General features: G+C 70.1%; 8 protein-coding genes. 1 reads left to right on the top strand and 7 read right to left on the bottom strand.

Annotation, left to right across the window (positions count from 1 at the left end):
* The 7 genes from H4F90_RS14770 to H4F90_RS14740 form a co-directional block, all read right to left on the bottom strand.
* A partial coding sequence (locus H4F90_RS14770; protein ID WP_182665960.1) for a Rieske 2Fe-2S domain-containing protein occupies positions 1 to 433 on the bottom strand: 433 nt, incomplete at its 3' end.
* Positions 434 to 479: 46 nt separating this feature from the next.
* Positions 480 to 1,553 carry an aromatic ring-hydroxylating dioxygenase subunit alpha gene (locus H4F90_RS14765; protein WP_182665958.1) on the bottom strand — a complete coding sequence of 358 codons (1,074 nt, stop codon included), beginning with the start codon at positions 1,551 to 1,553 and terminating at the stop codon, positions 480 to 482.
* 34 nt (positions 1,554 to 1,587) lie between these two features.
* Positions 1,588 to 2,598 (bottom strand): PDR/VanB family oxidoreductase, encoded by a 1,011-nt coding sequence (locus H4F90_RS14760; protein WP_182665956.1) that lies wholly within the window; start codon positions 2,596 to 2,598, stop codon positions 1,588 to 1,590.
* Positions 2,595 to 5,024 (bottom strand): efflux RND transporter permease subunit, encoded by a 2,430-nt coding sequence (locus H4F90_RS14755; protein ID WP_182665954.1) that lies wholly within the window; start codon positions 5,022 to 5,024, stop codon positions 2,595 to 2,597. The genes H4F90_RS14760 and H4F90_RS14755 overlap by 4 nt, the downstream gene beginning before the upstream one ends.
* Before the next feature lie 34 nt (positions 5,025 to 5,058).
* Positions 5,059 to 6,123: a WD40/YVTN/BNR-like repeat-containing protein gene (locus H4F90_RS14750; RefSeq protein WP_182665951.1), complete on the bottom strand. Its 1,065-nt coding sequence runs from the start codon at positions 6,121 to 6,123 to the stop codon at positions 5,059 to 5,061.
* Between the two features lie 167 nt (positions 6,124 to 6,290).
* Positions 6,291 to 7,691: a DUF1329 domain-containing protein gene (locus H4F90_RS14745; RefSeq protein ID WP_182665949.1), complete on the bottom strand. Its 1,401-nt coding sequence runs from the start codon at positions 7,689 to 7,691 to the stop codon at positions 6,291 to 6,293.
* 11 nt (positions 7,692 to 7,702) lie between these two features.
* Complete coding sequence (locus H4F90_RS14740) at positions 7,703 to 9,409, bottom strand: DUF1302 domain-containing protein (protein ID WP_182665947.1); 1,707 nt, start codon at positions 9,407 to 9,409, stop codon at positions 7,703 to 7,705.
* A 256-nt stretch (positions 9,410 to 9,665) separates the two neighbouring features.
* On the opposite strand from H4F90_RS14740, the gene H4F90_RS14735 reads away from it, so the two are divergent.
* A complete protein-coding gene (locus H4F90_RS14735; protein WP_182665945.1) occupies positions 9,666 to 11,417 on the top strand; it encodes a sigma-54-dependent Fis family transcriptional regulator in 1,752 nt (583 codons plus the stop codon).
* The last annotated feature ends 43 nt before the right edge of the window (positions 11,418 to 11,460 follow it).

Here is an 11,460-nt window from a genome sequence, read left to right as displayed (position 1 = left end):
GATGCATGTAGGTGTGGGCCACGCCGGTCTCGGGACCTGCATCGAGCGGGCTGAAATCGGGCAGCGCCTCGGGCCGCGCCGCAGCCGGCTCGCCCATCCAGATCCACAGGAAGCCGTGGCGCTCCAGCAGCGGAAAGCTGCGCACCTGGGCGGCCGCCGGAATCTGACCGTTGCCGTGCGGGTTGTGCGTGCATTGGCCGCTGCAGTCGAAGCGCAGCGCGTGATACAGGCAGGCCACCTCGTCACCGATGCGCCTGCCCAGATGCAGCGGCGCAAAACGGTGCGGGCAGCGGTCGTGCAGCGCAACCGGCGTGCCGTCGGCCTTGCGATAGATCAGCACCGGCGTGTCGAGCAGGGTGCGATGGAACAGGGCTTCGGGGCCGACCTCGCTCGACAGCGCGGCCACGACCCAGGCGTTCTTCAGATAGCTCATGCGGGGCTCCAGGCAGGTGGACAGGGAGAGGGACGGGGGCAGCGGCTCAGCGGGCCGCACGCTCCAGATCGATCAGGCGCTTCAGGCTGCGCCGCACCCGCACCGGGGCCACGTCATTGCTCATCAGCACGGGGTTGAGGCTGAAGAAGTCCGGCGTGCCCATCTCGGCATCGACGGCTTCGATGATGGGGCCGTCCTCGGCCTCGAAGGCCGTGTGCATGGCCGCGATCTTGGCGGCGTTGTAGCCGGCGTCGTGCTCGACGTGGTTGCGCCGCGTGGCGAAGAAGTAGTGCGTGGTGTGCGCACGTTCCGGCGTGCAGGTGTGCAGGTCGTACTGACCGATGCAGTGCTGCAGGTCCAGCGCAAGGTCGGGGTCCTGCACGGCCCCGACGCTGAGCTGGATGTTGGCCGGTGGCGTCCAGGTGATGTCGAAGAAGTGGCGTGCCGCTTCGCGCGGCTGCGGCAGGAAGTTCGCGAAGATCAGCATGGCCGGGGTCTGCGTCCACTCCCAGCGGGCTGACAAAGCCTCGGCCGCGCCCTCGCGCAGCGCCGGCCGCAGCGGCGAAAGCTGACCACGCGTGTTGATGATCTCGCCGTGCACATGATCGATGTGGCTGAGGTCCATCACGTTGTCCACGATCAGCTCGTAGTTCGCCTTCATGTGCATGTAGGTGTGGGCCACGCCGGTCTCGGGACCTGCATCGAGCGGGCTGAAATCGGGCAGCGCCTCGGGCCGCGCCGCAGCCGGCTCGCCCATCCAGATCCACAGGAAGCCGTGGCGCTCCAGCAGCGGAAAGCTGCGCACCTGGGCGGCCGCCGGAATCTGACCGTTGCCGTGCGGGTTGTGCGTGCATTGGCCGCTGCAGTCGAAGCGCAGCGCGTGATACAGGCAGGCCACCTCGTCGCCGATGCGCCTGCCCAGATGCAGCGGCGCGAAACGGTGCGGGCAGCGGTCGTGCAGCGCAACCGGCGTGCCGTCGGCCTTGCGATAGATCAGCACCGGCGTGTCGAGCAGGGTGCGATGGAACAGGGCTTCGGGGCCGACCTCGCTGGACAGCGCGGCCACGTACCAGGCGTTCATCAGAAAGGGGGTGTGCGGCTTCAGGGCATGGACGGTCATGGCGGACTCCGGCGGGAGGACAGCAGGGACAGACTCAGAGATCAAGCACCAGCCGCGCGGACTTGGCGCGCGAGCAGCAGGGCGTGAAGTGGGTGTTGGCGGCCTGCTCGGCCGCGGTGAAAACGAGGTCGCGGTGATCGGGTTCGCCGTCGAGCACGCGCACGGCGCAGGTGCCGCAGATGCCCTGCTCGCAGGACAGCGGCAGCGGCACGCCGGCGGCGATCAGGCAGGCCGCGACGCTGCGTCCGGCGGGCACCGGCACAACGCGGCCACTGCGCGCCAGCACCACCTCGAAGCCGCCCTCCGCAGCCCTTTCCGCAGCGGCGGGGGCCGCGGCAAAGCGCTCGGCATGGCGATGGGCCTCGGGCCAGCCCAGGGCCGCAGCCCGCGCCAGGGCCGCGTCGATCAATCCGGCGGGGCCGCAGACCATCAGGTGGCGGGCGCCGTCGAAGGGACCGAGCACCGCATCCAGGCTCAGACGCTGAGCAGGAGGGCCGTCGTCGAAGTGCAGCTGCACGCGGGCCGCCCAGGGCGCAGCCGCCAGCTGCGGCAGGAAAGCCGCACGCGCGCGGCTCCGGCAGGCGTAGTGCAGGCGGAAGTCGCGGCCCTCGGCGTGCAGCTGCTCGGCCATGGCGAGCAGCGGCGTGATGCCGATGCCGCCAGCCAGAAGGCACACGGGGCCCTGCGCCGGCAGCGGGAAGAGGTTGCGCGGCGGCCGGATCCAGAGGCCGGTGCCGGGCAGCAACTCCGCATGCACGCAGCGCGAGCCGCCGCGCGAGGCCGCGTCCCGCAGCACGCCCAGCGCATAGGCCGTCACCGGCCCCGGCGGGTTGCACAGCGAGTAGCAGCGCCGCAGCCCGTTGGGCAGGGCCAGCTCGATGTGTGCGCCGGCCTCGGCCGGCGGCAAGGGGACGTCGCCCTCGGCGACCAGTTGCAGTCCGACGATGTCGGCGCCCAGGGACTCGCGATGCGCGACGCGCACGGCGATCCAGCCCTGGGGCTCGGGAGCCGCCGGCCGCGGCGGCACGGGATGCTGCAGGCTCATGCGCGGGCCTCCTGCAGCACGCGGGCGACGGGCGCAGCCTGCCCGGTCCGGTGGACAGACGGTCTCAGCAGGAAGTGTGCGAGGGCCGGCACCAGCACCAGCGCGCCGAGCATGTTCCAGACGAACATGAAGGCGAGCAGCACGCCCATGTCGGCCTGGAACTTGATTGCCGAGAAGGCCCAGGTGGCCACGCCCAGGGCCAGGGTGCAGCCCGTCAGCAGCACCACCTTGCCGGTGAAGCGCAGGGCATGCTGGTAGGCAGCCGCCAGGTCCTCGCCGGCCCGCAGCCGGGCCAGGGTGACGGCCAGGATGTAGAGCGCGTAGTCCACGCCGATGCCCACGCCGAGCGCGATCACCGGCAGCGTCGCCACCTTCACACCCATGCCCAGCGCGACCATCAGCGCCTCGGCCAGCACCGAGGTCAGCATCAGCGGCAGCACCGCAACCACCACCGCCCGCCAGGAGCGGAAGGTGATGAAGCACAGCAGCACCACGGCCGCATAGACCAGGCCCAGCATCTGCAGCCAGGCACGCTGCACGACGATGTTGGTCGCGGCCTCGATGCCGGCGCTGCCGGCGGCCAGCAGGAAGCGGGCCTGCGGCGTCTCGTGCTCGGCCTTGAAGGCCTCGACGGTGGCGACCACGCGCGACAGCGTCTCGGCCTTGTGGTCCTGCAGATGCACGTAGAGCGGCAGCAGCTCGCAGCTTTCCGGCAGCAGCTCGCGCGGCGCGTAGGTGAGCAGGGTGCCGAGCGCGCCGGCATTCGGCAGCAGCTCGTACCACTTCAGATTGCCCTCGTTGAAACCGACCGAGGACAGCTTGGCCAGGGCCGGGGCCGAGCTGGTCGATTCGACGCCAGGCAGCTGCTGCAGCGTCCAGGCCAGGGCATCGACGCGCGAGACCACGTCGTAGTTCACGCAGCCCTTGCCCTCGGCCTGCACCATCACGACGAAGAGGTCGGCGCTGGCCGCGTAGTGCGACACCATGAAGGCGCTGTCGCGGTTGTAGCGCGAGTCGGCGCGCAGTTCGGGGGCGCCGGGGTCCAGGTCGCCGATCTTCAGCTGCAGGCTGCCGTGAATCCCGAGCACGGCCAGCCCGCCCGCCACGGCCAGCGCCGCAAGGGCCCAGCGCCGTTCGGTGAAGCGGCCGAGCAGGCCCCAGACGGAGCGCTGCGCGGCACCGGCGGCACGCTCGGCGCGCAGGCTGCGCTCGGCCGCCGCGGCGCTGACGCCGGTGTAGGACAGCAGCACCGGCAGCAGAATCAGGTTGGTGAAGATCAGCACGCCCACGCCCAGGCTGGCAGCCAGGGCCAGCTCCTGGATCACCGGGATGTCGATGATGAGCAGCACGGCGAAGCCCACCGCATCGGCCAGCAGCGCGGTCAGGCCGGCCAGGAAGAGGCGGCGGAAGGTGTAGCGCGCCGCCACCTGCTTGTGCGTGCCGCGGCCGATGTCCTGCATGATCCCGTTCATCTTCTGGGCGCCATGGCTCATGCCGATGGCGAAGACGAGGAAGGGCACCAGGATCGAGTACGGGTCCAGGCTGAAGCCCAGGGTCGGCAGCAGGCCGAGTTGCCAGACCACGGCGACCAGCGAGCTGGCCACCACCAGCGCGGTGCTGCGCGCGTCGCGGGTGGCGGCGTAGACCATGGCTGCGGCGATCAGCAGCGCCACGGCGAAGAAGCCCAGCACCTCGCCCAGACCCTCGATCAGGTCGCCGACGATCTTCGGAAAGCCGGTGATGTGCAGCCGCAGCGACTCGGTCTGGTACTTGGCGCGCAGGGCTTCGAGCTGGGCGCCGAAGACGGCCGCGTCGACCGGCTGACCGGTGGCCTCGATGCGGGCCAGCAGCGGCACCTCGATGATGCTGGAGCGCAGGTCATGCGCGACCAGCTGGCCGATCAGGCCCGAACGCTCGATGTTGGCGCGCACCCGGGCCAGGGCCTCGGGCGAACCGTCGTAGTCCTCGGGAATGACGGTGCCGCCCTCCAGGCCTTCCTCGGTCACGGCAGTCCAGCGCACGGCCGGCGTCCACAGCGATTTCATGTAGGCCCGGTCGACGCCGGGCAGCAGGAAGACCTCGTCGTTGATCTTGGCCAAGGCTGCGAGGTAGTCGGCGTCGTGGATGTCGCCCTGGCGGTTTTCCACCGCGATGCGCACGGCCTGGCCCAGGCCGCTGAGCTGGCTGCGCTGCGCGAGGTAGTTGACGATGTAGGGGTGCTGGGTCGGCACCATCTTCTCGAAGCTGGCGTGCAGCTGCAGCTTCAAGGCCTGCGCACCGAGCAACAGGGTCAGCAGCAGGCAGATCAGCAGGACCAGCGGGCGGTGGTTGAAGACCGCGCGTTCGAGCAGCGGACCGGAGCGGGGATCGAAGTCCTCCACCCGCCGCAGGACGGGGTGGGGATCGGGGGCAAGGTCGGCATGCATGGCAGGACGGACTCGGGAAAGGGGTTCGGAACGCTCAGCGCAGGGGCGGCTCGACGCGCATCACGCCGCGCAGGCCGGCGACCACGGCCCCGCCCTCGGGCAGGGCCGCCAGGGCGGCCAGCGGCGGCAGCGGCGGGGCCGGCCAGCGCTGCAGGCTGGCGGCTCCGGGGGCACGCTGCAGCAGCTCGCCGGCCTGGCTCGCGATCAGCAGGCTGCCGTCGGCCCGTTCGACCACTGCGGTGATCGACACGCCCAGGCCGGTGTCGAGCGGCTGCCAGCTGCTGCCCTGGTCGCGTGAGAGCTGCACGCTGCCGCGCAGGCCGTGCAGCAGCAGCTCGCCGCGCTGCAGGGCCTGCACGCCGAACCAGCTGCCGCGGTAGGGGGAGGCGAGCGGCTCGAAGTGACTGCCGCCATCGTTCGATCGCATCAGCAGGCCCTGCTCGCCGGCCAGCAGCACGGTCTCGCCCTGCCGCGCAACGCCGTAGAGATGCAGGCTGCGCGGGTTCGGCAGGCGCGCACTGATCGGCTGCCAGTGGGCGCCCCCGTCCTCGGTGGCCAGGGCCAGGTTGTAGGCACCGACGACGAGACCGCGGCGCGCATCCTGGAAGCTCAGCGCAAGCCAGGGCTTGTCGGGGCCGTCGGCTGCGAGTTGGCGGGCCAGGGTCGCAGCCTCATCGCCCTGCGCGGCCTGGGCGTAGAGCTCGGGGAGCTGCAGGCCGTCGAGCTGTCTGACCCAGCTCAGGCCGCCATCGCGGCTGTGCAGGATCACGCCCAGGTGGCCGACCGCCCAGCCCAGCTGCGCATCCACGAACTGCACCGCGGTCAACGTGCTGCGCACCGGGCTACGAGCCTGAACCCAGCGGCGGCCCTGGTCCTCGGAGGTGAGGATCAGGCCGCGCTCGCCGACGGCGACCAGCCTTGGCCCGGCCCAGGCCAGGGCGAGCAGGGCGGCCGAGGCCGCGCGGGCCGCGGGCGGAGCCGGCTCGCGCAGCACTGGGTAGGTTCCGGGGGCCGGAGCGGCAGGGGCCACGGCGGGCAGGGCAGGCAGCAAGGCCAGCATCAGCGCACGGCGCCGGCGTTCGGCAGAGGAAGAAGACATCGGGCTCATGGGCGGCGAAGGAGGGACGGCAGGCCATGCGGCGGCCGCGGCCCCGACCGGAAGGGCGGGACGTCGCGGATCGGGATCGGGAAGAAGCGCCCCCCGCCGGCCGGACCGGCGGGGGGAGGGGCCCGCCGGATCGGCGGCGGCCCCTCCGGCGGCGGCGCTCAGCGGGCGCCGGTGGCGATGGCCTCGGGGCTCAACATGCCCTCGTTCAGGTCCTGCGGCAGCTGGGGCACCGGGTAGTGCTGGGGCAGCTCGTTGAAGCTGCAGTTGTAGTAGTACTGACCGGTCAGCAGGTTGATCACGCCCCACTGCACGGTAGTCACCACGGCCGGCACCTCGGGCACCAGATAGGGCAGCGCGTACTGCAGGTGATAGAGCTGACCCTGGGCGTCCCAGTGGTCGGCCAGCACCAGCTTCCAGGCGTCTTCCTCGATGTAGTAGCGGCGCTTGGCCATCACATGGCGCTTGCCCGGCGCCAGGGTGGCCTCCACCACCCAGACGCGGCGCAGCTCCCAGCGCACATGGTCGGGGTTCAGGAAGCGGGGGGTGACCAAGTCCTCCACCTTCGCCAGCGCGGTGCGGTTGGAGTTGTAGGGCACGTACATCTCCTGCTTGCCGACGATCTTGAACTCGTGCCGGTCCAGCGGGCCGAGGGTGCCGAAAGCCTCGTCGAACAGGCCGGTGCCGGAGGTCACGGTATCGGGCGTGTCGTAGGCGATCGACGGCGCTTTGCGCACGCGGCGCTGACCGACGAGGTACTGCCAGACGCTGCGCGGCACGGCCTCCTCGTGGACGGTCTCGTGCAGCAGGATGACCTCGCCCGCCACCGCGGCCGGCGAGGACTTGGTGAAGGCGCCCATCTTGTAGTGACTGGGCTTGGCCAGGTACTTGTCGCGCTGATCCTTCTGGTAGTAGGACCACAGCCAGGTCTGCTGACCGCCGGACGACAGCGTGCGCTTGCCATCACCGGTGACGACCCAGGTGTTGAGCGGGTACTTCTGCGCCGGCCCTTCCCAGGCCAGGCGCGCGTTCAGCATCACCTCCATGCCGCTCTTGGGAATGGGGAAGGGGATGCCGCCGAAGGCATCGGTCACGCCATAGCCCTTGTCGACCAGCCGCGCCGAGGTCGCGTTCTTGAAGGTGTTCTCGTAGACCCAGTCCGGCGCCGCGGCGGTGCGGTGGGTCGGATAGACGTCGATGCGGAAATCGGGGTGCTTCTTCATCAGCGCCTTCACCCCCTCGCTGAGGTGGCCCTCGTGCTCGGCCAGGTTCTTGGCCGAGACGGAGACCAGCGGCTTCTCGCCCGCGAAGGGGTCGGGCCGCGGCTGGCCGTTCTTCCAGCCGGGTGCAACCTTGGTGTAGCCGCCGGTCCAGGCGGGAATGCGGCCGTCCTTGCTGCCGGCACGTTCGGCGCCCAGCGGCGTGAGCGTGGACTTGAGTTGGGCAGCCTCATCGGCTGAGACTGCGGCCACGGCCGGCAGGATCAGCCCGAGGCAGGCGGCCAGGGCCAGCGCATGCGGCGCTCGCGAAGAGAGAGACTGGCGGGGGGTGGGGATCGTCATGCTTTGCTCCATCACAGCGTGCGCTGCAGCGAGAAGGCCAGGAAGTTGCGGTCCTTGTAGAACTGCTTGTAGGACAGCACCGGCGTCGGTGAATTGGCCGGCGTGAGGAAGCCGTCGGACGCGCCGAAGAAGCCGGTGTAGGTCAGGCCGAACTGCCAGACGCTCTGGTACAGGCCCTTGAGGCCGATGGAGAAGTCGCCGCCCTTGGAGCTGCCGCCGTTGAAGTTGAAGATGGACGAGGAACGGCCGTAGAAGTTGTAGCCCACGCCGATCGGCACCGACACGTCCAGCCCGTCGAGCACCTGGAAGTAGGACGGCTCGAAGATGAAGCGCAGGGCCGCGGCATCGCGTGTGGTGTTGGGGTCCAGCGCGGCGGGGTTCCTGTCGATCGACAGGCGGCGGTTCCAGGCCACCTCGCCCAGGAAGACGCCGGCATCCCACAAGGCGGTCTGGCTCAGCACATAGATGCCGGACATCTGCGCATGCGCCGTCTTCCCGACGGCGTAGAGCGGCCGGCTGCCGTTGTTGGCCGACACGCCGGGCAGCACGACCTGCGGGTCGCTGACCAGGGCCACGTTGTCGCGCAGCGAGGCCTCGAAGGCCAGGTTCAGCTGACCGATCGAGGTGGTGGCACTCGCCCCGTAGGTTCGGATGCCCTCGTGGTAGACCTGCTGGATGCTGCCGACGCGGCCGCTGACCCCGTCCGGTACGGCATCGGGCGTCAGGTAGAGCGCCGCCCCCTTGTCGTGGTACCGGGCGGCGTAGAGGCCGAATTCCCACTCGCTGCCGGTCGGCGACCAGCGCAGCTGCACACCGCCCTGGCCGCTGTCGCGGGCGTTCACGTCGGGGCCGCGGTGGAAGGCGGCTGCGCCGCCACCCGGCACGAGGGGCCCGCCCACGATGAAGCGCTCGGCCCCTTCGCCCACGAAGTCGAAGCCGCTCAGGTAGCTGCCGGCTCCAGGGATCAGGGTCTCGCGGAACTTGAACTGGTAGTAGGCCCCGAGGGTGAACTGCTTGCTGACCTGCAGCACGCTGGAGATCTGCTCGACCGGACGAAGGATCTCCTTGAACTGCGAGCTCGGCACGGTCAGCAGCTTGACCAGGTCGACCGGCCCCTGGGCCGCGGCGATGCCGTTGCTGCCGAAGAACAGGCTCTCGCCGTAGACCACGGTGTGGCGGCCCAGGCGCACCGTCAGCGGCATGTCGCCCAGCTCGGTGCGGCCGAAGACGAAGGCATCGAGGAACTCGGCCTTGCGGCCGTGAAGGCGCCGCGTGTCCTCGGAAAAGCGGTTGCTGGCCACGCTGAGGTTGTTGGAGCTGGCCGGGTTGTCGTGATCGTTGCGACGGTTGTAGACGGTGTCGTACCAGGCCGCGCCGCTGACGCGCAGGCCGAGGTTGCGCCAGCCGACATCGACCTCGCTGAGCAGGTCGAAGCGGTTCGAGATCAAGCCCTTGTCGAAGTTGCGGTCGCCATCGTCGAGGTTGACGTCGGCCACCAGACGGTCGCTGCGGTCCTTCACCCGGAAGGCATTGCTGAGCTTGAAGCTGTTGTCCCAGCGCAGCTTCAGCTCGGGCACGCCGGTGTCGATCTCGGCGGCGTGCAGGGGGGCGCCCAGGCCCAGCGGGCCGAGCAGCAGCAGGGTCCACCCCCAGGGGTGACGTCGGGGCGCAGGCAGGCCTGCCTGGCCGCCCCGCAGGACGGTCGGTCGTTTGCTCATCGTGTCTCCTCGCTCTGTGGACGAATGTCTAGGGCCCGTAGCCCTGGCACGTCTTGCGCTGCCTGGGCCCGTCATTGCAAAGCGAGTGCCACCCCGTCGTCAGCACATAAGTCAATGATGCATAACGACTTTTTTAGTATCTCGCGTAAACCCTGGGTCGCTTCGAGGCGACGAAGAATTCATGATTTCAAGAACTCATGCCAGCCTGCTTGCCGGATTTGCGGCAAGCCAGGCCCACGCCCCCGAAGGACCCTCCATGCCACTTCGCCCTGTCGGCACGGCCGTACCGCAAGCCGACGGCGACCGCCTGCTGACCGAGCATCTGCGCTTCTCGCCGGATGCCGGCCACATCGTGCTGTTCGACCAACGCATGCTGCTGATGCATGCCTCGTCCTTCGCCGAGCTGCGGCGCGAGCTGATCCAGCAGCTCGGCATGGCCAAGGCCCGCGAGCTCTTCCAGCGCCTGGGCTACCAGCAGGGCTTCGAGGACGGCCAGCACCTGCGCCAGGTCGGTCGGCTTGACCGTGAAGCCCTGCTGGCGCTGGGCCCGCGGCTGCGCGAGATCGAGGGCTTCGTCCGCAACCAGCCGATCGACGAGATGCTGTTCGACGGCGAGCACAAGGACTTCTGGGGCAACTACCACTGGAACGCGTCCTGGGAGGCCGAGGCCCACCTCAAGCACTGCGGCGTCTGCGGCGAGCCGGCCTGCTGGATGATGACCGGCTATGCCAGCGGCTACTGCACGGCCACGCTCGGCATGCCGGTGCTCTGGCGCGAGCTGGAATGCGTGGCCATGGGCCATGCGCAGTGCCGCGTGGTCGGCCGGCCGGTGGCGAGCTGGGAGGACCTGGCCGCCCACGAGATCGCCTTTCTGCAGATCGAGGACTTCGTCGACGCGCCACCCCATGGCGCCGCACGGGAGCCCCGCCGCGCGCACGCCCCGCGCACGCCACGGCCCGCGAGCGCGGCCCTGCATCCCGAGTTCGGCGACTTCGTCGGCGCATCGGCCAGCTTCAATGCCGTGGCCAACCTCGTGCGGCGGGTGGCGGTGACCGATTCGACCGTGCTGTTCCGTGGCGAGAGCGGCGTGGGCAAGGAGCGCTTCGCGCGTGCCCTGCACTCGATCAGCCGGCGCCGCGAAGCGGCGATGGTCGTCATCAACTGTGCGGCCATCCCGCCGGACCTGGTGGAGGCCGAGCTCTTCGGCGTGGAGAAAGGCGCCTACACCGGCGCCGACCATGCCCGGCCCGGCCGCTTCGAGCGCGCCCATGGCGGGACCGTCTTTCTCGATGAGATCAACAGCCTGCCGCTACCGGCCCAGGGCAAGCTGCTGCGGGCGCTGCAGGAACGCGAGATCGAGCGCGTCGGTGACATCCGGGTGCGCCGGGTGGACGTGCGGGTGGTCGCTGCGTCGAACCGCGACCTGCGGGCGGAGGTGGAGGCAGGCCGCTTCCGCGAGGACCTGTTCTACCGGCTCAACGTCTTTCCCATCGTCATCCCGCCGCTGCGCGAGCGGCGCGAGGACATTCCGCTGCTCGTCGCCCTCTTCCTCGAGCGAAGCATGGCGCGCTGCCAGAAGAAGGTCAGCGGGCTCACGCCGCGAGCCTATGACGCCCTGTGGGACTACGGCTGGCCGGGCAATGTGCGGGAGCTGGAGAACATGATCGAGCGCGCCGTCATCCTGGCCGAGGAGGACGGTGCGATCGATGTGCAGCACCTCTTCTCGGGCGGCGAGACCCTGAGTCTCCGCTCGATGAGCGTCGGACGTCATGGCGGCCTGGTGCGACCGGCAGGCAGCGAGGCGGCCTCTGCCCCTTCCGGCATCGGCCATCTGGCCGATGCCCTGCTGGACCAGGCCCTGTCCTTCGACGAAATCGAAGGCCTGCTCTTCGATCGGGCGCTGGAGCGCAGTGGGGGCAATGTCTCGGCCGCGGCCCGCATGCTGCAGATGCGCCGGGGCCAGGTCGAGTACCGCCTCAAGAAGCGCAGCGAGCCGGCCGCCGACTGAGTCCAGCCGCATGCGGATACCGCCAAGGTATCGCAGGGGGCCG

This window comes from Aquariibacter albus (assembly GCF_014145335.1).
Lineage (GTDB): Bacteria > Pseudomonadota > Gammaproteobacteria > Burkholderiales > Burkholderiaceae_C > Aquariibacter > Aquariibacter albus.
This window is presented reverse-complemented; position numbering and strand designations above follow the sequence as displayed.